The sequence below is a fragment of the Stenotrophomonas sp. YJH_SMC_57 genome (assembly GCF_059369755.1).
This window is the reverse complement of record NZ_JCAFSZ010000008.1, coordinates 238,208-262,333: the sequence shown is the minus strand read 5'-3', so window position 1 is coordinate 262,333 and position 24,126 is coordinate 238,208. Positions and strand designations below refer to the sequence as shown.

General features: G+C 67.9%; 25 protein-coding genes and 1 riboswitch. Of the genes, 14 read left to right on the top strand and 11 right to left on the bottom strand.

The features are described 5' to 3' along the window. Positions 1 to 50: 50 nt before the first annotated feature. A complete protein-coding gene (locus tag AC5P7U_RS13070; protein WP_004140558.1) occupies positions 51 to 530 on the bottom strand; it encodes an Lrp/AsnC ligand binding domain-containing protein in 480 nt (159 codons plus the stop codon). A gap of 149 nt (positions 531 to 679) precedes the next feature. Between AC5P7U_RS13070 and AC5P7U_RS13065 the strand changes: the two genes are divergently transcribed. Next, positions 680 to 1,984, top strand: a complete 1,305-nt coding sequence (locus AC5P7U_RS13065; protein WP_004153998.1) for a D-amino acid dehydrogenase — start codon at positions 680 to 682, stop codon at positions 1,982 to 1,984. Further along, complete coding sequence (gene alr / locus AC5P7U_RS13060) at positions 1,963 to 3,033, top strand: alanine racemase (RefSeq protein ID WP_197564374.1); 1,071 nt, start codon at positions 1,963 to 1,965, stop codon at positions 3,031 to 3,033. Before AC5P7U_RS13065 ends, alr begins: the two co-directional genes overlap by 22 nt. A gap of 98 nt (positions 3,034 to 3,131) precedes the next feature. Here alr and AC5P7U_RS13055 read toward each other — a convergent pair whose 3' ends face one another. Next, complete coding sequence (locus AC5P7U_RS13055; protein ID WP_004154000.1) at positions 3,132 to 3,698, bottom strand: DUF3016 domain-containing protein; 567 nt, start codon at positions 3,696 to 3,698, stop codon at positions 3,132 to 3,134. A 247-nt stretch (positions 3,699 to 3,945) separates the two neighbouring features. Here AC5P7U_RS13055 and AC5P7U_RS13050 point away from each other — a divergent pair, with 247 nt between their 5' ends. Both AC5P7U_RS13050 and AC5P7U_RS13045 read left to right on the top strand, forming a co-directional pair. After that, positions 3,946 to 5,931 (top strand): hybrid sensor histidine kinase/response regulator, encoded by a 1,986-nt coding sequence (locus AC5P7U_RS13050; protein WP_414555162.1) that lies wholly within the window; start codon positions 3,946 to 3,948, stop codon positions 5,929 to 5,931. A gap of 43 nt (positions 5,932 to 5,974) precedes the next feature. Next, the gene (locus AC5P7U_RS13045) at positions 5,975 to 6,268 is read left to right on the top strand and encodes a DUF3247 family protein (protein WP_049456370.1); all 294 of its coding nucleotides are present in this window, start codon (positions 5,975 to 5,977) and stop codon (positions 6,266 to 6,268) included. 67 nt (positions 6,269 to 6,335) lie between these two features. Here AC5P7U_RS13045 and AC5P7U_RS13040 read toward each other — a convergent pair whose 3' ends face one another. After that, a complete protein-coding gene (locus tag AC5P7U_RS13040) occupies positions 6,336 to 6,599 on the bottom strand; it encodes a hypothetical protein (RefSeq protein WP_197564373.1) in 264 nt (87 codons plus the stop codon). A gap of 157 nt (positions 6,600 to 6,756) precedes the next feature. On the opposite strand from AC5P7U_RS13040, the gene AC5P7U_RS13035 reads away from it, so the two are divergent. From AC5P7U_RS13035 to AC5P7U_RS13025, 3 genes are read left to right on the top strand one after another with little or no spacing between them, the layout of a single operon-like run. Then, positions 6,757 to 7,821: a class I SAM-dependent methyltransferase gene (locus AC5P7U_RS13035; protein WP_008266654.1), complete on the top strand. Its 1,065-nt coding sequence runs from the start codon at positions 6,757 to 6,759 to the stop codon at positions 7,819 to 7,821. Continuing rightward, on the top strand, positions 7,818 to 8,519 hold the full coding sequence (locus tag AC5P7U_RS13030) for a pseudouridine synthase (RefSeq protein ID WP_004154003.1): 702 nt from the start codon (positions 7,818 to 7,820) through the stop codon (positions 8,517 to 8,519). Before AC5P7U_RS13035 ends, AC5P7U_RS13030 begins: the two co-directional genes overlap by 4 nt. After that, positions 8,516 to 9,199, top strand: a complete 684-nt coding sequence (locus AC5P7U_RS13025; RefSeq protein WP_197564370.1) for an HAD family hydrolase — start codon at positions 8,516 to 8,518, stop codon at positions 9,197 to 9,199. The genes AC5P7U_RS13030 and AC5P7U_RS13025 overlap by 4 nt, the downstream gene beginning before the upstream one ends. A 74-nt stretch (positions 9,200 to 9,273) precedes the next feature. Here AC5P7U_RS13025 and fabB read toward each other — a convergent pair whose 3' ends face one another. Both fabB and fabA read right to left on the bottom strand, forming a co-directional pair. Beyond that, positions 9,274 to 10,482 (bottom strand): beta-ketoacyl-ACP synthase I, encoded by a 1,209-nt coding sequence (gene fabB / locus AC5P7U_RS13020; RefSeq protein ID WP_197564369.1) that lies wholly within the window; start codon positions 10,480 to 10,482, stop codon positions 9,274 to 9,276. Continuing rightward, the gene (gene fabA / locus AC5P7U_RS13015; RefSeq protein WP_004154008.1) at positions 10,482 to 10,997 is read right to left on the bottom strand and encodes a 3-hydroxyacyl-[acyl-carrier-protein] dehydratase FabA; all 516 of its coding nucleotides are present in this window, start codon (positions 10,995 to 10,997) and stop codon (positions 10,482 to 10,484) included. Before fabA ends, fabB begins: the two co-directional genes overlap by 1 nt. A 191-nt stretch (positions 10,998 to 11,188) precedes the next feature. Here fabA and dinB point away from each other — a divergent pair, with 191 nt between their 5' ends. After that, the gene (dinB, locus tag AC5P7U_RS13010) at positions 11,189 to 12,283 is read left to right on the top strand and encodes a DNA polymerase IV (RefSeq protein ID WP_197564368.1); all 1,095 of its coding nucleotides are present in this window, start codon (positions 11,189 to 11,191) and stop codon (positions 12,281 to 12,283) included. Between the two features lie 169 nt (positions 12,284 to 12,452). On the opposite strand, the gene AC5P7U_RS13005 is transcribed toward dinB, so the two are convergent. Together AC5P7U_RS13005 and AC5P7U_RS13000 are read right to left on the bottom strand one after the other, a co-directional pair. After that, positions 12,453 to 13,364 carry an MBL fold metallo-hydrolase gene (locus AC5P7U_RS13005; protein ID WP_197564367.1) on the bottom strand — a complete coding sequence of 304 codons (912 nt, stop codon included), beginning with the start codon at positions 13,362 to 13,364 and terminating at the stop codon, positions 12,453 to 12,455. A 103-nt stretch (positions 13,365 to 13,467) separates the two neighbouring features. After that, positions 13,468 to 14,106 (bottom strand): NAD(P)-dependent oxidoreductase, encoded by a 639-nt coding sequence (locus AC5P7U_RS13000; RefSeq protein WP_197564366.1) that lies wholly within the window; start codon positions 14,104 to 14,106, stop codon positions 13,468 to 13,470. Positions 14,107 to 14,214: 108 nt separating this feature from the next. On the opposite strand from AC5P7U_RS13000, the gene AC5P7U_RS12995 reads away from it, so the two are divergent. The 3 genes from AC5P7U_RS12995 to gph all read left to right on the top strand — a co-directional run bounded on the left by AC5P7U_RS12995 (position 14,215) and on the right by gph (position 16,654). Beyond that, entirely contained in the window at positions 14,215 to 15,144 is a 930-nt protein-coding gene (locus AC5P7U_RS12995) for a LysR family transcriptional regulator (RefSeq protein ID WP_053509739.1), read from the top strand. Then, positions 15,141 to 15,932 carry a class I SAM-dependent methyltransferase gene (locus AC5P7U_RS12990; protein WP_312560046.1) on the top strand — a complete coding sequence of 264 codons (792 nt, stop codon included), beginning with the start codon at positions 15,141 to 15,143 and terminating at the stop codon, positions 15,930 to 15,932. The genes AC5P7U_RS12995 and AC5P7U_RS12990 overlap by 4 nt, the downstream gene beginning before the upstream one ends. Positions 15,933 to 15,997: 65 nt before the next feature. Continuing rightward, positions 15,998 to 16,654 carry a phosphoglycolate phosphatase gene (gph, locus tag AC5P7U_RS12985; RefSeq protein ID WP_312560047.1) on the top strand — a complete coding sequence of 219 codons (657 nt, stop codon included), beginning with the start codon at positions 15,998 to 16,000 and terminating at the stop codon, positions 16,652 to 16,654. Between the two features lie 141 nt (positions 16,655 to 16,795). Here gph and btuB read toward each other — a convergent pair whose 3' ends face one another. Beyond that, complete coding sequence (gene btuB, locus AC5P7U_RS12980; RefSeq protein WP_495221186.1) at positions 16,796 to 18,640, bottom strand: TonB-dependent vitamin B12 receptor; 1,845 nt, start codon at positions 18,638 to 18,640, stop codon at positions 16,796 to 16,798. A 117-nt stretch (positions 18,641 to 18,757) separates the two neighbouring features. After that, a riboswitch (cobalamin riboswitch) is annotated at positions 18,758 to 18,980 on the bottom strand. Positions 18,981 to 19,041: 61 nt separating this feature from the next. Here btuB and AC5P7U_RS12975 point away from each other — a divergent pair. Then, the gene (locus AC5P7U_RS12975; protein ID WP_004154019.1) at positions 19,042 to 20,169 is read left to right on the top strand and encodes an acyltransferase family protein; all 1,128 of its coding nucleotides are present in this window, start codon (positions 19,042 to 19,044) and stop codon (positions 20,167 to 20,169) included. A 127-nt stretch (positions 20,170 to 20,296) separates the two neighbouring features. Next, positions 20,297 to 20,875: a histidine phosphatase family protein gene (locus AC5P7U_RS12970; RefSeq protein ID WP_495221185.1), complete on the top strand. Its 579-nt coding sequence runs from the start codon at positions 20,297 to 20,299 to the stop codon at positions 20,873 to 20,875. A gap of 91 nt (positions 20,876 to 20,966) precedes the next feature. Here AC5P7U_RS12970 and AC5P7U_RS12965 read toward each other — a convergent pair whose 3' ends face one another. After that, positions 20,967 to 21,329 (bottom strand): TfoX/Sxy family protein, encoded by a 363-nt coding sequence (locus AC5P7U_RS12965; protein WP_197564358.1) that lies wholly within the window; start codon positions 21,327 to 21,329, stop codon positions 20,967 to 20,969. Further along, complete coding sequence (locus AC5P7U_RS12960) at positions 21,326 to 21,808, bottom strand: GAF domain-containing protein (protein ID WP_308308766.1); 483 nt, start codon at positions 21,806 to 21,808, stop codon at positions 21,326 to 21,328. The genes AC5P7U_RS12965 and AC5P7U_RS12960 overlap by 4 nt, the downstream gene beginning before the upstream one ends. Before the next feature lie 68 nt (positions 21,809 to 21,876). On the opposite strand from AC5P7U_RS12960, the gene bioD reads away from it, so the two are divergent. After that, positions 21,877 to 22,554, top strand: a complete 678-nt coding sequence (gene bioD / locus AC5P7U_RS12955; RefSeq protein ID WP_197564357.1) for a dethiobiotin synthase — start codon at positions 21,877 to 21,879, stop codon at positions 22,552 to 22,554. Between the two features lie 65 nt (positions 22,555 to 22,619). On the opposite strand, the gene AC5P7U_RS12950 is transcribed toward bioD, so the two are convergent. Then, entirely contained in the window at positions 22,620 to 24,068 is a 1,449-nt protein-coding gene (locus tag AC5P7U_RS12950) for an aminotransferase-like domain-containing protein (protein ID WP_197564356.1), read from the bottom strand. Between the last annotated feature and the right edge of the window lie 58 nt (positions 24,069 to 24,126).

The window sequence follows — 24,126 nt, the reverse complement described above, 5'->3', positions numbered from 1 at the left end:
CCGGGGTCGGATCCCGCACCGCGGGTTCTGGCCCCAACCGCGTCGAGCCCTCAGTCCGGAATCGGCAGGCTCAGCGTCTCCTTCACTTCTTCCATCACGATGTAGCTCTTCGATTCACGCACATGCGGCAGGGTCAGCAACGTGCTGCCGAGCAGCTTGCGATAGGAGGCCATCTCGCTGATCCGCGCCTTCAGCAGGTAATCGAAGTCGCCCGACACCAGGTGGCACTCCAGCACGTTGGGCAGCTTCAGCGCCGCGCGCCGGAATTCCTCGAAGATGTCGCCGGACTTGTAGGCCAGGCTGATCTCCACGAACACCAGCAGGCTGGCCTTCACTGCCGCCGGGTCGAGGTGGGCGTGATAGCCGGTGATCACCGCTTCGCGTTCCAGCCGGCGTACGCGCTCGGTGCACGGGGTGGTGGACAGGCCAACCCGCTCACCCAGTTCGGTGAAGGAAATGCGGCCCTCGGCCTGCAGGATGCGCAGGATCTTGCGGTCGATCTTGTCCAGTTCGCGGGTACGGGTGGCCATGGCCGTCAACCTTGGGGAATGAATTGCAGGAGAACATCCTGCCGGTTGATTTCAAATCAGGCAAATCAACTGGTATCGGCTGTCTATACTTCCCCAATTATGGTCCCGGCACGCTCCAGTGCAGGGAATGATCGGGTTGGAGAAGTCCCATGCGAGTCCTAGTTCTCGGCAGCGGCGTGATCGGCACCACCAGTGCCTGGTACCTGCGACAGGCCGGGTTTGAAGTCACGGTCATCGACCGCCAACCCGGTCCGGCGCTGGAAACCAGCTTCGCCAATGCCGGGCAGCTGTCGTTCGGCTACACCTCGCCATGGGCAGCGCCGGGCGTGCCGAAGAAGGCGATCGGCTGGCTGTTCGAGAAGCATGCGCCGCTGGCGATCAAGCCGGGCATGGACCTGGCCCAGTACCGCTGGCTGTGGCAGATGCTGCGCAACTGCACCCATGAGCGTTACGCGATCAACAAGGCGCGCATGGTGCGCATGTCCGAGTACAGCCGGGACTGCCTGAACGAGCTGCGCGCGCAGATCGGCATCGAGTTCGAGGGCCGTGACCTGGGCACCACCCAGCTGTTCCGCACCCAGCAGCAGCTGGACGCCTCGGCGCAGGACATCGAGATCCTGGCCCAGTACGGCGTGCCGTACGAAGTGCTGGACCGCGCCGGCATCATCCAGGCCGAACCGGCCCTGGCCCATGTCGATGGCCTGGTCGGCGCGCTGCGCCTGCCGCGTGACCAGACCGGCGACTGCCAGCTGTTCACCCGCCGCCTGGCGCAGATGTGCGTGGATGCCGGCGTCGAGTTCCGTTTCGACCAGGACATCACCGGCCTGGCGTTCGAGGGCGACCGCATCAGCGGCGTGCGCATCGGCGGCACGCTGGAAACCGCCGACCGCTTCGTGGTCGCGCTGGGCAGCTACTCGCCCGCGCTGGTGGCACCGCTGGGCATGCGCCTGCCGGTGTACCCGCTGAAGGGCTATTCGCTGACCCTGCCGATCACCGATCCGGCGATGGCACCCACCTCGACCATCCTCGACGAAAGCTACAAGGTGGCGGTGACCCGTTTCGACGACCGCATCCGCGTCGGTGGCATGGCCGAGGTTGCAGGCTTCGACCTGTCGCTGTCGCAGCGCCGTCGCGAAACCCTTGAACTGGTGGTCAGCGACCTGTACCCGAAGGGCGGCGACCTGTCGCGCGCGCAGTTCTGGACCGGCCTGCGCCCGGCCACGCCGGACGGTACGCCAGTGATCGGCGCCACCCCGTTCCGTAACCTGTACCTCAATACCGGCCACGGCACCCTGGGCTGGACCATGGCCTGCGGCTCGGGCCGTTACCTGGCCGACCTGATGAGCGCGCGCCAGCCGCAGATCAGCACCGAAGGCCTGGATATTTTCCGCTACGGCCAGTACGGTCACGCCCCGCAACACGAGAACCGCACATGCGTCCTGCCCGCGCGCTGATCGATCTGGGCGCCCTGCGCAGCAACTACCGGCTCGCCCGTGAACTGGGCGGTGGCAAGGCCCTGGCGATCATCAAGGCCGATGCCTATGGCCACGGTGCGGTGCGCTGTGCACAGGCGCTGGAAGGCGAGGCCGATGGCTTCGGCGTGGCCACCATCGAAGAGGCGCTGGAACTGCGCCAGGCCGGCATCCGTGCGCCGATCCTGCTGCTGGAAGGGATCTTCGAGCCCAGCGACATGGCGCTGGTGGCCGAGCACGATTTCTGGTTCGCGGTGGGCTCACCGTGGCAGCTGGAAGCACTGGCGGCCTTCGACAGCCCGCGCCCGCTGACCGTCTGGCTGAAGCTGGACAGCGGCATGCATCGCCTGGGCCTGGACGTGGCCAGCTTCCGTGCCGCGCATGCGCGCCTGTCGGCGCTGCCGCAGGTCGAGCGCATCGTGCTGATGACCCACCTGGCGCGTGCCGACGAGCTGGACAGCGAGCGCACCCATGAGCAGGCGGCGACCTTCGCCCGCGCCATCGACGGCCTGTCCGGCGAGACCAGCGTGTGCAATTCGCCGGCGCTGCTCGGTTGGCCGGATGTACGCAGCGACTGGGTGCGCCCGGGCCTGATGCTGTACGGCGCCAATCCGCTGCCGGAGGCTTCGGAGATCACTGCGCGGCTGCGCCCGGTGATGACCATGCAGTCGAAGGTGATCGCCGAGCGCTGGATCGAGGCCGGCGAGCCGGTGGGCTATGGCGCCCGCTTTGTCTCGAAGGCACGCACGCGCGTTGGCGTGGTCGCGCTGGGCTACGCCGACGGGTATCCGCAGTTCGCCCCGAACGGCACCCCGGCGCTGATCGACGGCCAGCCGGGGGGCCTGATCGGGCGCGTGTCGATGGACATGCTGACCGTGGACCTGACCGCGCATCCGCAGGCGGGGATCGGCAGTGTCGTGGAGCTGTGGGGTACCGCGCCGACGTTGTCCGAACTGGCACCACGCTGTGGCGTAAGTGCCTATCAGCTGCCGTGTGCGGTCAAGCGCGTGGCGCGCGTCTATCAGGACTGAGGTGGAGCCGGCCAGCGGCCGGCGCTACTTGGATGCTCGACGCGATGAATGCGTGTCGACCCAGGTCGACACCTACCAGAGCCGAGCGCGGCGCGGAATTACCGCGCTGCGGTCGCCTGGCTGGTCAGCTGACGCTTCACCCAATCATCGATCAGGCGCTTCTCGTAGCGCAGCGGATCGCTGTCGCTCCTCAGCCCCAGGTTGTGCAGGTAGCCGCTGTCGCTGAGCTTGGCTTCGCCCTCGTCGACGATGCGGCCGCTGGCGTCCTTCAGCGTGTACTGCAGGGTGATCCGCGGCGGATAGATGTCGCGCATGATCCGGATGTCGCTGCCGCGCGGGCCGTGCCAGGGCTCATAGTCGCCGGCACGCTTGATGTCGACCAGGGTCACGTCCAGGGTCTGCCCGGACTGCAGTGGCTTGGCCGCCGTGGTCTGCACGTAGCGGGCCAGCTGCTGCACCCAGTCGCCACGTTCGGCTTCGAAGCGGTTGGTGCTGCGGCGGAGTTCGGTGAAACCGGCCGGATCGTCCCATTTCACGCTGACCGGGCCATCGGCCTGCAGCGCGCGTGGGGCCTGCGGATCGGTGACGGTACGCGGCGCGGCGTTCGCGGCGCCGGCCATGAGGGCGCCTGCCAGCAGCAGGGCGGTGGCCAATGTGCGGTTCATGACGGTCTCCTGCGCCCCATCGATGGGGACGGTTCTGTCTATGGATCGAGTGTGATCCCGCTTCCGGGTCACCGCAACGGCCGATTACGTCATGCGCAAGAGCGGTTGCCGCCAATTCATCGTCGTCAACCCTGACTGACGGCGCTTGACGCTGTGAATACGCTCTCTGGAAGATGCTGTGTCTCCAATCCGGCCCGTCCAGACGCCCTTGTCCACACTGCCGCCCCTAGTGGAGCGCCCACCGTTGATGGTGCCGGCGCCCGAACCCGACCTGCATCATGGCGTGCTTGAGCGCATCAACGCCGGTTTCTGCGTGATCCAGGTGATGTTCGAGGGCGACCGCGCGGTCGACTATCGCTTCATTGAGGTCAACGACGCATTTGAACGCCACACCGGCTTGAAGGACGCGCGCGGCCAGCGCATGTCGGTGCTCGAGCCCAACCATGAGCAGGACTGGTTCCGCATCTACGGCGAGGTCGCACGCAGCGGCCGCCCGGCGCAGTTTGAGATGGAGGCGCGCGCGCTGGGCCGCTCGTTCGCCGTCGATGCCGTGCGCGTGGGTCGCCCCGGCGAAGACAAGGTCGGCATCCTGTTCTTCGACATCACCGCGCGCAAGCAGATGGAAGTGGAACTGGGCGAGAGCGAAGCCCGTTTCAGCGCGCTGGCCGATGGCCTGCCGATGCCGGTGTGGGTGCTCGACGAGCGCGGCCACGCCCGTTTCGTCAACAGTGCCTTCAGTGAGTTCTTCGGTGGTGACGAGACGCGCGTGCCGGAAGACGTGTGGCGCGGCCTGGTTCATCCGGATGACGCCTCGGTGTTCGAGTACGAACTGCAGGAGGCGCTGAAGGCGCAGCGCTCGATGCATGCCCTGGTGCGTGCGCGCCGCGCCGATGGCCAGTGGCGCTGGCTGGAGATGAACGCCCGGCCGCGCTTCTCGCGCATGGGCCGTTTCATCGGCCTGGCAGGCAGCAGCCCGGACGTGACCGAACGCCGCGAGATCGAGCTGGCCCGCGAGGAACTGCTGCAGTCCGAGCGCGCCGCACGCAGTGCCGCGGAAAACATGGCGCGGCTGAAGGACGAATTCCTGGCCACGCTGTCGCACGAGCTGCGCACGCCGCTGACCACCATCCTGGGCTGGAGCGAGTTGCTGCTGCAGCGCGTGGACAACACCAGCCCGCTGTTCAAGGGCCTGAACGTGATCGCCAACAGCGCCGGCGCGCAGAAGCGGCTGATCTCGGACATGCTCGACCTCAGCAGCATGCTGCTGGGCAAGGTGCAGCTGGAAGTGGAAGTGCTGGACCTCAATCTGCTGCTTGGCGAAGCCATCGGCGCGCAGGAACTGGTGGCCGAAGGCAAGGCGCTGGACGTTCACCTGCAACTGCCCGAGCAGCCCAGCCTGGTGCTGGGCGATGCCACCCGCCTGCAGCAGGTGCTGTGGAACCTGCTCTCCAATGCCATCAAGTTCACCCCGGCCGAAGGCCGCATCGACCTGCAGCTGCAGGCCGACGGCAACCAGTGGGTGATCACCGTGCATGACACCGGCGACGGTATCGCGCCTGAATTCCTCAATCACCTGTTCAGCCGTTTCCGCCAGGCCGATGGCACCACCACGCGCCGTCACGGTGGCCTGGGCCTGGGCCTGGCGATCGTGCAGCAGCTGGTCGAGCTGCATGGCGGCACCGTGACCGCCGCCAGCGAAGGCCACGGCCACGGCGCCACCTTCACCGTGCGGCTGCCGCAGCACATTCCCGATGCCGAGCGCCGTCCACTGCGCGAAGTGATCAGCGGGCCGATCCTGGAACCGGTGATCGTCGAGCCGTATCCGCTGCGCGGCATGCACGTGCTGGCGGTGGAAGACCAGCCGGAAGTGCTGGAGTACCTGCGGCGCATGCTGGAAGAGCAGGGCGCCAGTGTCGCTGCGGCCAGCTCGGCCGGCGAGGCGCTGGCGCTGCTGGCCGATACCGGCCACCTGCAATACCACGTGATGCTGACCGACATCGGCATGCCGGGCATGGATGGCTATGGCCTGGTGCGCACGCTGCGCGAGGACATGGGCGTGGATGCGGCGACCCTGCCGGCGGTGGCGGTGACCGCGCTGGCGCGCGCCGATGACCGCCGCCGCGCGCTGGCGTCGGGCTTCCAGGAACACGTGGCCAAGCCGTACTCGGTGGCGCAGCTGGTGGCTGCCGTGCGCAAGGTGCAGGTGCCGCGCGCGGACAGCGCGCTGCACTGAGCATTCACGGCCGATCGGCGACCCTGCGTGCAGGAGGTCGCCGATGTCCCGCACAGCTCCCCGCATCCATACCGATCCGGCGCAGATCGCGCGCCTGGAAGCCCTGTTGCCACAGCTGGAAGGTGAAACGCAGGTGCAGCTGACCCTGCATGACGGTCGTCGCCTGCTGGGTACCGTGGCGGTGAAACCCACGCTCCAGCAGTACCGCAACGATGCTGGCGATGAAGGCAGCAATGGCCAGCTGCGCCTGGATGACTACGACACGCCGGTGCAGCAGCACCACGTCTGGCTGGATGAGATCGCCAGCATCGACCGTCTGCCACCCAGGGCGCCCTGATCCGATGGAGCGCCGAGCCCTCGCTCGGCGCTACCGCCCGAGCATGGGCTCGGGCGCTGCACGGATGTCAATGCTCGAACAGCGTGGGCGTCGCCTCGAACCGGCGCGCATAGGCGCGTTCTTCCGCCACCCGGGCCACTTCTTCATCGGCCATGTCGGGCGCGCCGTACACCGCATAGGCCACACTGCCGTCGGCGCCATGGCCGACCTGGTGCAGCCGGTAGCGCGAGTGGCCGCCGCCGGTGTCCTCGGGGTAGTGCACGGGCGGATGGCTGCCTTCCAGGTCCATTTCACTGTTGTCGACCACGCCACCGACGAACAAGGCTCGCATGCAGGTTCTCCTGGGTTTGCGGGGGAGCCTCTACCCTGAACGTTTCAATGTTGCTGGCACATCAAGGCCCCGTTCGGGTTTCGCAAAGTGGCCCGCCGGGGCCGGACCGGCCAAGCCGTTACAATGGACGGCCCTCACGCTTGAAGTACCCGCGCCGATGGCCTCCAGCGACGACGCCCCCCTGCAGACCCTGTTCCTGCCGTTCTCCCAAGGCGCCCTGCGCTGGCCGGAGGGCCCGGTGGCCTTCCTGCGTGCCCGCGACGGCTGGCCGTTGCGCGAAGCGGCGGGCAACCGCGAGGTGCACTGCGAGCAGAGCTTCGCCCCGTTCGCACAGCCGCTGCAGCAGGCCGCCGGCTGGACCGTCAGTGGCCAGCTGGATGACGTGGCCGGCAAGGGCCGCTACCCGCTGGTGCTGGTGCTGCCGCCGCGCCAGCGCGAAGAGGCCCGTGCGCTGTTCGCCCGCGCGCTGGCGCTGGTGGCCGACGGCGGTCGCATCGTGGCCTGCCAGTCCAACAACGAAGGCGCACGCTCCGGCGAAGGCGACCTCAAGCAGCTGACCGGCCTCGGCGGTAGCCTGACCAAGAACCACTGCCGCGTGTACTGGACCGCGCCGATGCAGGGCCAGCACGATGCCGACCTGGCCAGGCGCTGGTCGGCGCTGGATGCGGTGCGCCCGATCGTCGGCGGCCGTTTCCTCAGCCGCCCGGGCGTGTTCGCCTGGGACCGCATCGATCCGGCCTCGGCATTGCTGGCCGAGCACCTGCCGGCCGACCTGGCCGGGCGTGCCGCCGACCTCGGTGCCGGCTACGGCTACCTGTCGCGCGAGCTGCTGGAGCGCTGCCCGAAGATCACCGCGCTGGACCTGTACGAGGCCGAGCAGCGCGCGCTGGCCCTGGCCGAACTGAACCTGGCGCCGCCGCCGCGCCCGCTGCCGCTGCGTTTCCTGTGGCGTGACGTCACCGCCGGCATCGAGCCGGGCTACGACGTGATCATCAGCAACCCGCCGTTCCACACGCCGTCGCGGGCCGATCGCCCGGACATCGGCCAGCGCTTCATCGCCGTGGCCGCGCAGGCGCTGCGCCCGGGCGGGCGGCTGTACGTGGTGGCCAACCGCCACCTGCCGTACGAGCACACCCTCAACGACAGCTTCGGCGCGGTGCGCGTGGTTGCCGAGCGCGACGGTTTCAAGCTGGTTGAAGCGGTGAAGGGGAAGGGCCGATGAAACTGGTCAAGCACATCGCCAACCTGGGCTATGGCAGCCGCAAGCAGGTGCAGTGGATGTTCCGCGAAGGCCGCGTGACCGACGCCGACGGTGAGGTGCTGTACGCCGATGACCAGGTGCCGCACGAGGCGATCCGCGTTGACGGCGAGCCGCTGGACCCGCCGGTGGGGCTGTCGATCGCGCTGCACAAGCCGGCCGGCTACACCTGTTCGACCAAGGACACCGGCCGCCTGATCTACGACCTGCTGCCGCCGCGCTTCCGCGACCGCGACCCGGTGCTGTCCACGGTCGGCCGCCTCGACCGCGAGACCAGTGGCCTGCTGCTGCTGACCGACGATGGTGGCCTGCTGCACCGGATCATCTCGCCGAAGTCGAAGCTGCCCAAGGTCTACGAAGTGGAACTGAGCGACGACCTGCGCGGCGATGAAGTGGCCCTGTTCGCCAGCGGCACGCTGATGCTGGAGTCCGAGAAGACGCCCCTGCTGCCGGCTGAACTCGAGGTGCTGGACGCGCGCCGCGCGCGCCTGGTACTGCACGAAGGCCGCTACCATCAGGTGCGCCGCATGTTCGCCGCCACCGGCAACCACGTGCAGGCCCTGCACCGCAGCCGCGTTGGCGGGCTGGACCTGCAGGGGCTGGACGAAGGGCAATGGCGGCAGCTCACTTCAACTGACCTGGATACGTTGTTCGCTCCATGACCACCATCGCTGCGCTGCCGTTCCTGCCCGACGCCGTCATCTTCGACATGGACGGCCTGATGATCGACAGCGAGCGGGTCGCGCTGGCCTGCTGGAGCGAGGCCGCCGACGAATTCGGGCTGGGCCTGGACGAAGCGGTTTTCCTGCGCATGGTCGGCCTCGGTGACCGCGACACGCATGCGCTGCTGCGCGCGCAGGGCATCGAGGACAGCGTGATCGAAGCGGTGGCGGCGCGCTGCCATGACCTGTACGAAGCACGCACGCAGACCGGCCTGCCGCTGCGGCCGGGCATCCTGGAGCTGCTGGAACTGCTGAAGGCGCACGCGATTCCGCGCGCGGTGGCGACCACCACGCGGCAGCCTCGCGCCAACCGCAAGCTGGCCGCGGCCGGCCTGCTGCCGTACTTCGATGCGGTGATCACCAGTGGCGACGTGGCGCGGCCGAAGCCGGCGCCGGATATTTATCTGTTGGCCGCGCAGCGGCTGGGCCAGGCACCGGAGCGCTGCCTGGCGCTGGAGGATTCACCGGCCGGTACGCGCGCCGCATTGGCGGCCGGCATGACTGTGATCCAGGTGCCGGACCTGGTGCATCCTGACGAAGAACTGCGCGCACTGGGCCACCGCATCGTCGGCTCGCTGGTGGACGCGCACGCACTGCTGCTGCCGCTGCTGCCAAGGTAACGGTAGGTGCCAACCTTGGTTGGCACACCCCAATGCCCTGGTGGGTGCCGACCGTTGGTCGGCACACCTTCCCCTCACACCCGCCCGAACACCAGCGCGGCGTTGGTGCCACCGAAGCCGAAGCTGTTGGACATCACCGTATCCAGCCTCTGCTCGCGGCTTTCGCGCAGGATCGGGAAGCTCTCCACCTTCGGGTCCAGCTCAGCGATGTTGGCCGAACCGGCAACGAAACCGTCGCGCATCATCAGCAGGCAGTAGATCGCCTCGTGCACGCTGGCTGCACCCAGCGAATGGCCGGACAGTGCCTTGGTCGAGGACAGCGGCGGCACCGCATCGCCGAACACTTCGCGGATCGCGTTGAGTTCGGTGACGTCGCCCAGCGGGGTCGAGGTGCCGTGGGTGTTGAGGTAGTCCAGCGGGCGATCGATGCCCTGCAGCGCCATCTTCATGCAGCGCACGGCGCCTTCGCCGGACGGCGCCACCATGTCGGCACCGTCGGAGGTCACGCCGTAGCCGATCAGTTCGGCATGGATGTGCGCACCGCGTGCGACGGCGTGGTCGTAATCCTCCAGCACCAGCATGCCGCCGCCACCGGCGATGACGAAGCCGTCGCGGTCCTTGTCGTACGGGCGCGAGGCGCTGGACGGGGTTTCGTTGAAGCTGGTCGACAGCGCGCCCATCGCGTCGAACATCACGCTCATCGACCAGTGCAGGTCTTCGCCGCCACCGGCGAACATGATGTCCTGCGCGCCGTGGCGGATCATGTCCGCGGCCGCGCCGATGCAGTGCGCCGAGGTCGCGCAGGCGGCCGACAGCGAGTAGCTGACGCCCTTGATCTGGTAGGCGGTGGCCAGGCAGGCCGAGACCGTCGAGCACATCGTGCGCGGCACCATGTACGGGCCGACCTTGCGCACGCCACGTTCGCGCAGCAGGTCGACCGCGCCGATCTGCCATTCGCTGGAGCCGCCACCGGAACCGGCGATCAGGCCGGTGCGCAGGTTGCTGACCTGCTCGGGGCTGAGCCCGGCATCGGCGATCGCATCGCGCATGGACAGGTAGGCGAAGGCCGCCGCATCGCTCATGAAGCGCTTCTGCTTGCGGTCGATCAGCGCGTCCAGGTCGAGGTCGACACGGCCACCGACCTGGCTGCGCAGCCCGGCTTCGGCGTGATCGGCCAGCGAGGTGATGCCCGAGCGGCCTTCGCGCAGCGCGGCCGACACGGTATCCAGATCATTGCCAAGGCAGGACGTGATGCCCATGCCGGTGATGACGACGCGACGCATCAGAAGCTCCCGGTTTCAGTGAACAGGCCGACGCGCAGGTCGCGCGCGCTATAGATTTCGCGGTCATCCACGTACATGCGGGCGTCGGACTGGGCCATTACCAGCTTGCGGTTGATGACCCGGCTGATATCGATCTCGTAGCGCACGAGCTTGGCATCCGGCAGCACCTGGCCGGTGAACTTCACTTCACCGCAGCCCAGCGCGCGGCCCTTGCCGGGGGCGCCCAGCCAGGTCAGGAAGAAGCCGGTCAGCTGCCACATGGCATCCAGGCCCAGGCAGCCGGGCATCACCGGGTCGCCGATGAAGTGGCAGCCGAAGAACCACAGGTCCGGGCGGATATCCAGTTCGGCACGTACCATGCCTTTGCCATGCGGTCCGCCGTCCTCGCGGATTTCGGTGATGCGGTCGAACATCAGCATCGGATCGTTGGGCAGCCGGCCGGCGGCGGCGCCGAACAGTTCACCGCGTGCGCTGGCCAGCAGCTGGTCGCGGTTGAACGCGTGGAGACGAGTCATGGAAAGCGCAATCCTGGAAGCGAAAACGAGGCAACAAGTCGCCGAGGATGCACGACGGTTGCAACGGGAATCAAACCGCCGCACCGTACGCGTGCGTAGTGTTTTCCCTCCAGATCGCGCATCCCGTTGATGCACAACGACCATACTTTGCCGTCTGGACCGGTACGGTGCGGGTATGATATCGGCCAACCATGAACGCACTGCGCAAGATCATCCACGTCGACATGGACGCCTTCTACGCGTCGGTGGAGCAGCGCGACGATCCGTCACTGCGCGGCAGGCCGGTGGTCGTGGCATGGCGCGGTGCCCGCTCGGTGGTGTGTGCCGCCTCGTACGAGGCCCGCGTGTTCGGCGTACGTTCGGCGATGCCGGCGCTGCGGGCCGAGCGCCTGTGTCCGGATGCGATTTTCGTGCCGCCGGACTTCGCACGTTACAAAGCGGTGTCACGCCAGGTGCGCGAGATCTTCCTGCGCCATACCGATCTGGTCGAGCCGCTGTCATTGGACGAGGCCTATCTGGATGTGACCGAGCCGAAGAGCGGCATCGAACTGGCCACCGACATTGCCCGCACCATCCGCACGCAGATCCGTGAAGAAACCCAGCTGACCGCTTCAGCCGGGATCGCACCGAACAAGTTCCTGGCCAAGATCGCTTCGGACTGGCGCAAGCCCGACGGCCAGTTCGTGATTCCACCGCAGCGGGTGGACGCATTCCTGCTGCCGCTGCCGGTGAACCGGGTGCCCGGCGTGGGCAAGGTGATGGAAGGCAAGCTGGCCGCGCGCGGCATCGTCACCTGCGGCGACCTGCGGCAGTGGGCACTGATCGATCTGGAGGAGGCATTCGGCAGCTTCGGCCGCAGCCTGTACAACCGCGCGCGCGGGGTGGACGAGCGGCCGGTGGAACCGGACCAGCAGGTGCAGTCGATTTCTTCGGAGGACACCTTCGCCGAAGACCTGCTGCTGGAGGATCTGGCCGACGCCATCGTGCAGCTGGCGGAGAAGACCTGGAATGCCACCCGCAAGACCGAGCGCGTTGGCCACACCGTGGTGCTGAAGCTGAAGACCGCGCAGTTCCGCATCCTTACCCGCAGCTTCACCCCGGAGCGCCCGCCGGAATCGATGGAAGAACTGCGCGACATCGCCCTGGCCCTGCGCGCCCGCGTCGACCTGCCGGCCGAAACCCGCTACCGCCTGGTGGGTGTCGGCCTCGGTGGCTTCCGAGAAAAGGAGCCGGTGGTGCAGGGCGAATTGTTCGAGCACGGAACGAACGATTCCGCACCTGGCTGATCTTCGTGTCGACCAAGGTCGACACCCACCCAGAGCGGGTCATGCCATAAAGACAGGTTTCGGAGACATGCCATCCCTCAGGAAACCAGCTTCTGCTCCGGCTGTTGCCGGCCAGCGGCCGGCACTACCGCGGGTGCAGGGCGCAGCCCTGCAAAAGAAAACCTCTACCTCATGGCCACTGCATCTCGCCCTTGGCCACCTTCGCACTCAGCTGCAGCGACTCGACGCCGGCCAGCTTCGGGTAGCGTGCCTGCATCGCCTTCACCAGCGCCGCACTGTCCTTAGCCTTTGCCGTCTCGGCATCGAAGGCGCGGATGTAATCTGCGGTGAAGCGCAGTGCACTGGCATCCAGCGCCGCACCCGGTGCGTAGTGCCCCGGCACCACCACCGTCGGCTTCAGGGCCTGCAGCCGCCGCAGCGTCTGCAGCCAGTCGGCGTGTGACCTGGGCGTCTGTGTATCGGCCATCCACACATGCTCGCCCGCCACCACCGGAATGCCGCCGACGATCGCGCGCAGCGACGGTACCCACAGCACGCTGCGGTCCGGGGTCGGGCCATCCAGGCCGATCAACGGCAGGCGCTGGCCTTCCAGCTGCAGCGCGTCTACCTCCAGCACCTGCGGCACCACGATGCGCGCGGGGACATCGGCCCCCATCTTTGGCCCCCAGTAGGCCAGCTTGCCGGCCTGGGTCTGCTGGATGTGGGAAACGGTCTGCGTGGTGGCGACGATGCGCGCCTGCGGGAACGCATCCTGCAGCGTGGCCAGGCCGAAGTAATAGTCCGGGTCGCCGTGGCTGATGTAGATCGTGGTCAGCTGCTTGCCGCTGGCGCGGATCAGGTCCACCAGCCTGCGCGCATCGCTGGCGCCGAACTGCGCATCGACCAGGATCGCGTCATGGCGGCCTTCGATCAGCACCGAGGACACCGAGAACATCGCCTGCGGGCCAGGATGGAAGGTCTGCAGGTGCAGCTGGGTTTTCGTCGCCATGGACGGCGACGCGGCGGCCGGTGCGGCCAGCAGCGGGGCACTGGTGAAACTGGCGGCCAGGGCGAGGGGGAGCAGCAGGGCAGCGGTACGCATGGGGATGTCCTTGTGGGGATATCGGGCCGAGCATCGGCTCGGCGCTACAGGTGGGTAGCGCCAGGCCATGCCCGGCGAACGGGCAGGCCCGCGCACGCCATGATCAGTACGCCGCAGTGATGATCTGCTTCGGGTACTTGTGTGCTTCCAGTTCGGCGACGAATGCAGCGCCATAGTCGGCGTAGCTGATGTGGCTGTGGCCGCTGGCATCGGCCAGGAACGCCTTGGGCTGCACGCGGTACTGGCCACGCTCTTCGCCCGGGCCGATTTCGGCGGCCGGCGAGAAGAAGGTCCAGTCCAGGTCCTCCACCGCCTGCAGGCGCTTGAAGGCTTCGCGGTGGGCCAGTGCGTACGGCTTGTAGGCCTCCGGGAAGTTCGGGGTATCCACCAGCTGCACGCCGGGGGCGACTTCCAGGCTGCCGGCACCGCCGACCACCACCAGGCGCGGCACACCGGCCGTGCGCGCGGCCGCGGCCAGCTGCGCGGCGACCTCGCCGACCCGGCCGATGTCATCGCCCGGGCGCGGGCCATAGGCGCTGGCCAGCACGTCGTGGCCGGCGATGGCGGCGACCAGCGCGTCCTGGTCATCCAGCGAAGCGATCACCGGATGGGCGCCGGCCAGCTCGGCCGGAAGATCCTGCGCGCTGCGCACGATGACGGTGAGTTCGTGGCCGTGGGCCAGCGCGTGGCGCGCGATCTGGCGGCCGATGTTGCCGGTGGAACCAACGAGGGCGATCTTCATTGCGGGACTCCGTGAGGCGGTGTGGGGTGGGAATGGGGCCACTCTAGGCCGCTGCAGTCGCTCGAAAAACAGCGTATAACGCGCTTGTTTGTTGCATGGAACGAGCATATGGACCGATTGACCGCCATGACCGTGTTCGTCGAGGTCGCCGAGCGCGGCAGCCTGACCGCGGCCGCCGAGGTGCTGGACATGTCGCGGGCGATGGTCAGTCGCTATCTGGCCGAGGTCGAAGGCTGGCTGGGTGCGCGCCTGCTGCACCGGACCACGCGCCGGGTCAGCCTGACCGGTCCCGGCGAAGCGGCGCTGGCGCGCTTCCGGCAGATGCTGGAGATCGGCGAGGCGCTGCAGGGCGAGCTGGCCAGCGATGATCCCGAGCCGCACGGCACGCTGCGGGTGACCGCCAGCGTGTCGTTCGGGCAGAGCCACCTGGCGCGTGCAGTGGCCGGTTTCGTCGCACGCCACCCGGCGGCGCGCATCGAGCTGCTGCTGGTCGATCGCACGGTGAACCTGGTGGAGGAGCGGGTGGACCTGGCGGTGCGCATCGCGCGCCAGATCGACCCCAGCCTGATCGCGCGGCGGCTGGCCACCTGCCGCTCGGTGCTGTGCGCGACGCCGTCCTACCTGCAGGCGCACGGCACGCCGACCGCTCCCGAGCACCTGGCCGCGCACAACTGCCTGACCCACCACTACGTCGGCAAGAGCCTGTGGCAGCTGCACCGCGACGGCCGTTCGCTGTCGGTGGCGGTGGGCGGCAACATCAGTGCCAATGAAGCCTCGCTGCTGCTGGAAGCGGTGCGTGCCGGGGCCGGCATCGCGATGCTGCCGACCTACCAGGTAGCACCGCTGCTGCGCACTGGCGAACTGATCGAACTGCTGCCGGAATTCAGCCTGGACGAACTCGGCATTCATGCCGTGTACGCATCACGGCGCCAGCAGCCCGCTATCATGCGGCGATTCCTGGACTTCCTGGGCGAGTGTTTCGCCAGCCCGGCCTTCCAGGACCTGGATTGGCGCCCGCCGGGCAAGGAGAACACATGAACCATGGACAGGCCTTGATCGACCACAACCGTGCTGCCTGGGACCGCCAGGCCAGCGAGGTGCGCGAATGGTCGCGCCCGGTTGAAAGCTCGACGATTGCCGCTGCACGCGAAGGGCGCTGGCAGGTGCATCTGACGCCGCGCGCACTTCCGTTGGACTGGCTGGGCGATGTACGCGGCCGCCGCATCCTGTGCCTGGCTTCGGGCGGTGGACAGCAGGCGCCGGTACTGGCCGCGGCCGGCGCTGATGTCACCGTGTTCGACCTGTCCGACGGGCAGCTGGAGCAGGACCGTCAGGTCGCCGCGCGCGATGGCCTGCAGTTGCGCACGGTGCAGGGCGACATGCGCGATCTGCACGCCTTCGCCAACGGCAGTTTCGATGTGGTGTTCCAGCCGATCTCGAACCTGTACGTGCCCGACGTGCGGCCGGTGTGGAGCGAGTGCCATCGCGTGCTTGCGCGCGACGGCCTGCTGATGACCAGCTTCTACAACCCGGTGCTGTTCGTCGGCGCACGTGATCCGCAGCTGGATGCGCAGGGCTTGATCCGCCCGCAGTACGCCATTCCCTATTCGGACCTGGAAGACCTGGCGCCGGCCGAACGCGAGGCCAAGCTGGCGCGCGGCGATGCGCTCACCTTCGGCCACAGCCTGACCGAACTCATCGGCGGCCAGCTTGACGCCGGCTTCGTCATCGATCGCTTCATGGAAGACTGGCAGCCGCAGCCGCGCTTCCTGATCGACCGCTATCTGCCCACGTTCCTGGCCACCCGCGCGCGCAGGATCGGCTGAAGCGGGCCTGCAAAAAAACAGGCCGACGTACAATGGACGGCCCCACGTCGCACAGGTGCCGTCCCTTGTCGTATCCCTATCCGCTGGTCGTGTTCGACCTCGATGGCACGCTGGTCGACAGCGCGGCCGATATCGCCGAAGCACTGAACCGCACGCTGGAAGACATTGGTGTGGCGCGCGTGCCGGAAACCACGGTGCTGGGCTGGATCGGCGATGGTGTGCGTCGCCTGGTGGAGCAGGCCGTGCATGCCGCCGGCCGCGAGCTCGACCTGGCCGCGGTGATGCCGGTGTTCATGGTGCACTACCGCGAATGCCTGCTGCGCAGCCCACGCCTGTTCGATGGCGTGGCCGAGGCGCTGGCACAGCTGCGTGCGCGCAACGTGCCGCTGGCGATCTGCACCAACAAGCCCGAAGCGCTGGTGCCACCACTGCTGCAGCACCTGGGCATCGGCGACGCGTTCGCGCTGATACTGGGCGGCGACTCGCTGCCGCAGCGCAAGCCCAGTGGTGAACCGCTGCGCCACATCGCTGCGCACTTCGGGTTGCCGGTAGGCGCCTGCCTGATGGTCGGTGATTCGCTGACCGACTATCGCGCCGCTGAAGAGGCCGGCATGCCGATCGCGCTGGTGCGCTATGGCTATCCGCGTGGCCTGGATCTGGCCACCGCACATGCGGTGGCCGTGATCGACGACCTGCGTGAGCTGCCGGGGTTGCAGCGCTGACGCAACGGACGTCTCTGGTCGCCGGCCGGTCACCCGGGCCGACGCAACGGGTAGTGCCGGCCGCTGGCCGGCAACCCGGAACGCTCTCCCGAAGGTCATGATGCTGCCGGCCAGCGGCCGGCACTACCATGACCGTTGCGGTCATCTCGGCTGGTAACGCACGCTCAGCTGGTACTCGCGGCCGGGCTGGTTGAACCACGCCACGGTCTCGTACCTGCGGTCGAACACGTTGGCCGCACGCGCCAGCAGCGACCACGACGGCGTCAGCGCGTACTCGGCACGCAGGTCCAGCGTGCCGTAGCCGCTGACCTTCACCGAGTTGCCGGCGTTGTCATAGCGCTTGCCCGCGCCCTGCACTGTCAGGCCGGCGCGGAAATCGCCGAAGCGGCGATCGATGTCCAGGCGCGCGGTCTGCTGCGCGCGGCGCGGCAGCCAGTTGTCGAACTGGCTGCTGCCCCGGGTGCGGTTGCGCGGGTCGGTGTGGCTCAGCTGCGCGTTGATATCGAAGCCGGCCAGCAGCACGCCACCGGTCAGCTCGGCGCCGCGGATACGCGCCTTCTCCACCTGCTGCATCTTCATCGTGAGCGCATCGTAGGTGATCAGGTCATCGATGCGGGTCTCGTACACGTCCAGGCCCCAATGCCAGCCCTGGCCCTGTTGAGAAACACCGAGGTTGGCGCTCCTGGACTTCTCCGGCTTCAACGTCGGCACGCCGCTCCACAGGTCGTACAGGTCGCTGAAGGTCGGTGCCTTGAAGGCGGTGCCGTAGCTGGCATTGACGCGCAGGCCGTGCGCCAGCTGCATCGCCCAGCCAAGGCTGCCGGTGGCATGGTTGCCGAACTGCTGGTTGTCGTCGTTACGCGCGCTGGCCTGCAGCTGGTGGCGGCCGAAGCGGCCCTGGTACTGCACGAACACACCGGTGTTGCGGCGGCTGTCAACGAGGTAGCCCGCGCTGCTGCCATCCAGGTTGTCTTCGCTCCAGTCCACGCCGGCACTCAGCAGCTGGCCCTCGGCCAGGCCGAAATCCCCCTGCAGCGAGGCGCTGTTGCGGTGGGTCTGCGCACTACCGAATACGCCCGGCGCGCCATAGTTGTCTGATTCGTTGTCACTGCGGCCGACGTTGGCAGTGAATGCCAGGCGCTCGGACGGGGTGTAGCGCACCTTGCCGGCCAGCACCTGCTGGCGGGTTTCAGAGTAGTTGTAGTAGCCGTCGTAGTGGTTCCTGCCGTCGGCACGCAGCGCGCTGCCTTCCACGTTCCACTGGTCGTTGAAGGTGTAGCCGCCACGCAGGCTCTTGGACAGGTTGCGGTAGCCGTCGCGGTCGGGTTCGTCGGCAAAGCAGCCGGCAGTGAACACCGAGGAAGAGCCGCGGCAGGCGTCTATGCCATCGGAATGCTGGTAGGCGATGTCGGCGCCGAACCAGCCGCGTTCGGTGCCACCCCCGATGCCGCCGCTGGCTTCGCGCAGGCCGTTGCTGCCGCCACCGAGCTGGAAGTGCGGAGCAAAATCGCCCTGGTTGCGGCGGGTGAAGATCTGGATGACGCCACCGATGGCGTCGGCGCCGTACAGGCTGGACTGCGGGCCACGCACGATCTCCACGCGCTCGATCTGCGCCAGCGGCAGATCCTGATACATGGCCAGGCCGAGGTCGGCGCTGTTGATGCGCACGCCGTCGACCAGCACCACGGTGTGGCCGGAGTTGGTGCCGCGAAGGAACAGCGAGCTCTGCTTGCCAAGGCCACCGGTGTTGGTCAGGTTGATGCCGGCGCGGCCGCGCAGCAGTTCCTGCAGCGAGGTGGCCTGGCTGGATTCGATCTGCGCGCGATCGATCACCTGGGCCGGCGCGATGCTGTCCTGCAGGGCGATCGGTGTGCGGGTGGCGGTGACCAGTACCTGGTCGAGCGCGGTGGTGTCATTGGCGGCCTGCGCCAGCGTGGGCAGCGTGGCCAGTACGGCCAGGGTGAGCATTCGGGTCTGCAGCTTCATCTGGGGGACTCCAGGTGCTGCGCACGCCCGCGCAGCGAAGGGGAGGAGCCGCGAAGCCAGGCACGCGCCGATGCCACGGCCGACGCCGTGCTCATCCAGCGCCATGCCCACCGCATCGCGACCTGAGGCTTCCGGGCCGGTCTCCGGGCTTGCCGCCGGGTGGCGCGAGGCCACCGTCCAGGCGCCTTCCCATGCGCGCGGCACAGTGGCGTTGTTGCCTGGAACTGACGTGCTTACCGTTGCGGGGGCAGCGCCGGCCTGGCGTGGAATCACGCGTCACCGGCTTCCCGTTTCAACCTGCCGGCCAAGGCCGCAGGTCACCTGGAAGTGCGCGCAGTCTACGGCATCGCCAGCTGGTAGAGTGAGAGGTGTCGCACGCGCTTCTGGTTGGAACCTGGAACATGATTGCAAAGGATCGCCTGCAGTTCCTCGACTCGCTTCGGGGCTTGGCTGCCGTCTATGTTGTGTTGTATCACGTCCAGTCGATGCCGACGCCCACGTTGTCTGTCGCGGGCTGGTTGTTGCCGGTGCTGCACCTGGGGGCCACGGGTGTCGCATTGTTCTTCGTGATCAGCGCATTTTCCCTGTGCTATACCCAGCCTCGCCACAGAGCCAGCGGTCGGCCGTTGCTGAGCTTCTACCTGCACCGCTTCCTGCGCATCGCGCCGCTGTTCTATCTGCTGCTGGCGTTCTCGATTTTCCGCGATGGCCGGGGTAGCCATGCCGGCCATCCGTGGGCCGAGATCATTGCCAATGCCACATTCACATTCAACCTCTTCCCCGGTTGGGACCAGGGAATTGTCTGGGCCAGCTGGGCAGTCGGGGTCGAGATGCTGTTCTATGCGATCTTCCCTGTGTTGTACCTGTGGGTGAATGACGGGCGCCGGGCCTGGATGCTCCTCCTGGCGCTGTTGGGGCTGGCGGCGTTGGCCGGAACTGGCTCGCTGGGAGCACGCGTGGAGGCTTCGCTGGGCAGCTACGGCTGGCTGACGCACGCGCCTGTGTTCGCGATGGGGCTGGTGGCGTATCACGCATACAACGCTCTCTCGCGGCTGCCTTCCGCGCAGGCGCGCGGGTGGGGAATGGCTCTGAACGCTACCGGTGGCCTGGTGCTGCTGCTGGTCATGACAGGAACAGTGGGCGGCTGGAGCGGAGCGAGCCAATGGCAACTGGCGGGCCTTGGCTACCTGGCATTGCTGGTGGGTTGTTCGCAATGCCCGCCACGCTGGTTGATCAACCGGGCGACAGCCTGGCTGGGTACGGTGAGCTACTCGCTCTACCTGGGGCATCCCATTGTGATCGCCTTGCTCGCGCCGGTGTTTGGCAGGCTGCTGGCGGTCACGGGTGGCGGGACAACCGGCTATCTGCTGTGCGCTGCGCTGGTACTGGCAGTCGCACTGCCGTTGGCCGCGCTGGGGCATCGCTGCATCGAAGCACCGATGATCAGGTTGGGCAAACGCGTGATGGCATCGCTGTCCGCATCAGGTGCAGGGGCCTCATCCAGGCAGGCGGAGGGCGGCCCACGCTAGAATGGCGCGCCCCACTACGGGGATGCTGTCCGGAAGTGGGGTTCATGATGTTGCTTCAATCGTCGATTTTACCTGCGCCGTCCGCGACGCAGTCGTTGGCCAGCGCTTCATATACGGTTGCACTACCGTGATCCTCGACCTGGTCCGCCATGCCGGCAACGGTCGCGATGAGTTCCTCGATGGCCGCACCGATCCACCGCAGCTGGCCCCGCTGCCACAGGGACTGGTCGATGCCTATGCCGCACAGCCGTGGGAGCGGGTGATCAGCTCGCCGCGGCTGCGCTCGCTGCACACGGCGATGGCGCTGGCCACCGCGCGCGGCCTGGATGTGGAGGCGGACGAAGAGTGGGAGGAACTGGATTTCGGTGATTGGGACGGCCAGTCCCTGTTCGATCTGCCGGAAGACGCGTTGGCGGCGTTCCATGCCGACCCGCATGCGTATCCGCCGCCGAATGGTGAGAGCTGGGGCCACTTCGAGCGGCGCATTGCGCGCGCGCTGGATCGCCTGCTTGATGACGATGACCCGCTGCCGACACTGGTGGTCAGCCACGGTGGCCCGCTGCGCATGGTGCTTTCGCAGGTGTGCGGCCTGCCAATGTCGCTGTGCTGGGCGCTGCGCATCGACCATGGCACGCGCCTGCGGGTACGGCTGGAACGCGGTGAAGCAGGTCTGGTAGGCGAACTGCTGGAACTGCAGCAGCCCTGAGCGCACCCGCCGGGCATGGCCTGGCGCTACCGATCCCGCATCACAGTGGTAGTGCCGGCCGCTGGCCGGCATCCCCAGGAACGCGGAGGGCTCAATCCTCGTCGGCGCTCTCGGCGACGCTGTCTTCAGCGTCATCGTCGGCATCGAAGCGTTGCTCATGCACCGGGCCCGAAGCCGGGCCGGCTGCCTTCAATGGATGCGCGGCGATGCGTGCTTCGTAGTCCTGCACCAGTGCTTCGCGTTGTGGCTCGCTCAGTTCCTGCCAATGGCAGTCCAGCAACGCGCCTTCCAGCGAGTACAGCAGGTTCAGGCTGGGCTTGAAGCCCGCGCGCTTGACCTTGACGAAGGCGCCGACCGCACCGATCGCGGCCAGGTCCTCGCGGCTGCGCAGGCCGACCTGGCGCAGCCATGCCGCACTCTTCGGGCCGATGTTGCGCAGTTTCGGTGCGCTCATCCCAGGGCCTCGACGAACACGTGGGCGATGGCTTCCAGCCCGGCCTGGTCCTCGGCATCGAAGCGGCCCACCTTGGGGCTGTCGATGTCGAACACGCCGATCAGCTCATCACCGCGCAGCAGCGGCACCACCAGTTCCGAACGCGAGGCCGAGTCGCAGGCGATATGGCCGGGGAAGGCATCGACGTCGTCCACGCGCTGGGTCACGCGCTGGCTGGCGGCCGCGCCGCACACGCCCTTGTCCAGCGGGATGCGCACGCAGGCCGGCAGGCCCTGGAACGGGCCGACCACCAGTTCCTTGCCGTCGTACAGGTAGAAGCCGACCCAGTTCAGATCGGGCAGGGCGTGGTAGACCAGCGCGGAGAGGTTGGCCGCGTTGGCGATGCGGTCGGACTCGGCGTAGACCAGGCCACGGGCCTGTTCCAGCAGCTGGGCGTATTGTTCCGGCTTGCTGCCGGTGAGCGAGGCATTGGCGAACATGCCCGCAGTCTAGCAAGCGTGCGGGGCCGGCGATAATGCACGCTCTGTTGCCCTGCTGGAGCCCATCAATGCCATTGCCCGCCGCGCTGCCACCTGCCCTGTTCGTGACCGGCACCGATACCGGGATCGGCAAGACCGCGGTCAGCACCGCGCTGCTGCACGCACTGCGCCGTCGTGGCCTGCGTGCAGTCGGCATGAAGCCGGTAGCCAGCGGCAGCGAGGATCTGGGGCAGGGCCTGCGCAACGAGGACGCGCTGGCCCTGCAGGCGGCCAGCTGGCCGGTGCCGGACTATGCCGACCTGAATCCGTATGCGTTGCGGCACCCCTTGGCACCGGAGCTGGCCGCTGCCGAAGATGGCGTGCAGGTGGAGCTGGCGCCGATGGTGGCCGCGTTCGAGCGGCTGCGCGCACAGGCCGATATCGTGGTGGTGGAGGGCGTTGGCGGTTGGTTGGCGCCGGTCTCGGCCACGCTGGACCAGCTGGACCTGGTGCGCGCGCTGCAGCTGCCGGTGCTGCTGGTGGTGGGCATGCGGCTGGGCTGCGTCAACCATGCGCGGCTGACCGCGCAGTCGTTGCAGGCCAGCGGCGTGGCGTGCCTGGGCTGGGTCGGCAACCACATCGACCCGGCCATGCAGCGCCAGGACGAGAACTTCGCCACGCTGCGGCAGCGCCTGCCGATGCCGTGCTGGGGCCGGCTGCGGCACCTGCCGGGGGCAAATGGCGAAGCGCTGGCCGCGCACCTGTAGTGCCGGCCGCTGGCCGGCAATCCCGGGATCGCTGGATGGATGCAGTTGCCGGCCAGCGGCCGGCACTACCGTGCTGCAGCCGCCAGCTCGCGCGCGATCGCGCCCAGCCGTTCCACCGCACCGATGAAGCGCGCATCCAGGGTCTGGCAGCACGACAGCCGCAGGCAATGCCGGTAGCGGGCGCCGCGCGAATAGACCTGGCCGGGCATGAACACGATGTCCTCCTGCAGCGCACGCTCGAACAGTTCGCGCGTATCCACGCCCGGCAGTTCCAGCCAAAGCAGGAAACCGCCCTGCGGCTCGGTGGCGCGGGTGCCAGCCGGGAAGTGCTCGGCTACCAGCTGGCGCAGCCGTCCCACCTGCTCGCGATACAGGCGACGCATGCGGTGCAGGTGGTGCTCGTAGCTGCCCGCCTCCAGGTAGGCGGCCACCGCATCGCCGAGTAGTTGCGGTTCGCCGCCGGTGGACTGGAACTTCAGCAGCGCGATGCGCTCGGCGAAGCGGCCACCCTCCAGCCAGCCGATGCGATAGTCCGGCGCCAGCGTCTTGGAAAACCCACCGACCACCATCACCCATCCGTCGCGATCGAAGGCCTTGAGCAAGGGCGCAGGCGGTTCGCAGAACTGCAGCTCGGCATACACCGCATCTTCGATCAGCGGCAGCTGGCGTGCATTGACCAGTTCGGCCAGTCGCTGCTTGGCGGATGTGGGCATGGTGCAGCCCAGCGGGTTGTGCACGGTCGGCATCACCACCAGCGCGGCCAGCGATGTGTGTTCGAGCAGGGCCCCCAGGGCATCGACATCCAGTCCCTGTTGCGGGTGGGTGGGCAATTCGATGGCCCGCAGGCCGAGGGTGGCCAGCAAGGGATACAGGTTGAAGTAGGAGGGCGCCTCGATGCCGACCGCATCGCCGGGCCGGGTGACGGCACGCAGCGCGAGCTGCAGCGCTTCCATCGCGCCATGGGTCAGCAGCAGGCGGTCGCTGTGGGTGTGCAGGCCCATGCGCGGACCGCGGCGCACGATCTGCGCCAGCAGCCGCGGCGAGCCATTCGGGCGTGCATAGGTTTCCACCGTCTGCTGGCCGTGGCGCAGCACCTGTGCGGTGTGCCGGGCCAGCTGCGCCCCGGGATAGAACTGGCGACCACGGGGGCCGGCGAAGGCCAGGTCGATGACGCCGGGTCGGCGTTGTGCCTCCAGCACGCGGGCCATCAGCGCCTGCTGCAGCGGCGCGGTGGGCGCCGACGGCGTATCGCGCAGCGAACGTTCCGGCACCGACAAGCGCGGTGCGACTTCGAAGCCCGCTTTGGGCCGTGGAATCACCAGGCCGGCATCTTCCAGCTGACGATAGGCCGCGATCACGGTGTTCAGGCTGAGCCTGCGCTGCAGCGCCATCTGCCGCAGCGAGGGCAGGCGGCTGCCAACCGGAAGCCGACCGCCGTGGATGGCTTCGGCCAGTTCATCGGACAGCCGCTGGTAGCGGGGAGGGATCATCGCGCTCTGGTCATCTGTATCCATCGAAGTTCCCACCAACTGGAGCTGTACCCATGGTGATGGCGAGACTAGCATGTCGTTG

Coding starts and splice junctions, on each gene's coding strand:
- AC5P7U_RS13070 (WP_004140558.1), bottom strand. CDS start 530: ATGGCCACCCGTACCCGCGAACTGGACAAGATCGACCGCAAGATCCTG.
- AC5P7U_RS13065 (WP_004153998.1), top strand. CDS start 680: ATGCGAGTCCTAGTTCTCGGCAGCGGCGTGATCGGCACCACCAGTGCC.
- alr (WP_197564374.1), top strand. CDS start 1,963: ATGCGTCCTGCCCGCGCGCTGATCGATCTGGGCGCCCTGCGCAGCAAC.
- AC5P7U_RS13055 (WP_004154000.1), bottom strand. CDS start 3,698: ATGAACCGCACATTGGCCACCGCCCTGCTGCTGGCAGGCGCCCTCATG.
- AC5P7U_RS13050 (WP_414555162.1), top strand. CDS start 3,946: ATGGTGCCGGCGCCCGAACCCGACCTGCATCATGGCGTGCTTGAGCGC.
- AC5P7U_RS13045 (WP_049456370.1), top strand. CDS start 5,975: ATGTCCCGCACAGCTCCCCGCATCCATACCGATCCGGCGCAGATCGCG.
- AC5P7U_RS13040 (WP_197564373.1), bottom strand. CDS start 6,599: ATGCGAGCCTTGTTCGTCGGTGGCGTGGTCGACAACAGTGAAATGGAC.
- AC5P7U_RS13035 (WP_008266654.1), top strand. CDS start 6,757: ATGGCCTCCAGCGACGACGCCCCCCTGCAGACCCTGTTCCTGCCGTTC.
- AC5P7U_RS13030 (WP_004154003.1), top strand. CDS start 7,818: ATGAAACTGGTCAAGCACATCGCCAACCTGGGCTATGGCAGCCGCAAG.
- AC5P7U_RS13025 (WP_197564370.1), top strand. CDS start 8,516: ATGACCACCATCGCTGCGCTGCCGTTCCTGCCCGACGCCGTCATCTTC.
- fabB (WP_197564369.1), bottom strand. CDS start 10,482: ATGCGTCGCGTCGTCATCACCGGCATGGGCATCACGTCCTGCCTTGGC.
- fabA (WP_004154008.1), bottom strand. CDS start 10,997: ATGACTCGTCTCCACGCGTTCAACCGCGACCAGCTGCTGGCCAGCGCA.
- dinB (WP_197564368.1), top strand. CDS start 11,189: ATGAACGCACTGCGCAAGATCATCCACGTCGACATGGACGCCTTCTAC.
- AC5P7U_RS13005 (WP_197564367.1), bottom strand. CDS start 13,364: ATGCGTACCGCTGCCCTGCTGCTCCCCCTCGCCCTGGCCGCCAGTTTC.
- AC5P7U_RS13000 (WP_197564366.1), bottom strand. CDS start 14,106: ATGAAGATCGCCCTCGTTGGTTCCACCGGCAACATCGGCCGCCAGATC.
- AC5P7U_RS12995 (WP_053509739.1), top strand. CDS start 14,215: ATGGACCGATTGACCGCCATGACCGTGTTCGTCGAGGTCGCCGAGCGC.
- AC5P7U_RS12990 (WP_312560046.1), top strand. CDS start 15,141: ATGAACCATGGACAGGCCTTGATCGACCACAACCGTGCTGCCTGGGAC.
- btuB (WP_495221186.1), bottom strand. CDS start 18,640: ATGAAGCTGCAGACCCGAATGCTCACCCTGGCCGTACTGGCCACGCTG.
- AC5P7U_RS12975 (WP_004154019.1), top strand. CDS start 19,042: ATGATTGCAAAGGATCGCCTGCAGTTCCTCGACTCGCTTCGGGGCTTG.
- AC5P7U_RS12965 (WP_197564358.1), bottom strand. CDS start 21,329: ATGAGCGCACCGAAACTGCGCAACATCGGCCCGAAGAGTGCGGCATGG.
- AC5P7U_RS12960 (WP_308308766.1), bottom strand. CDS start 21,808: ATGTTCGCCAATGCCTCGCTCACCGGCAGCAAGCCGGAACAATACGCC.
- bioD (WP_197564357.1), top strand. CDS start 21,877: ATGCCATTGCCCGCCGCGCTGCCACCTGCCCTGTTCGTGACCGGCACC.
- AC5P7U_RS12950 (WP_197564356.1), bottom strand. CDS start 24,068: ATGGATACAGATGACCAGAGCGCGATGATCCCTCCCCGCTACCAGCGG.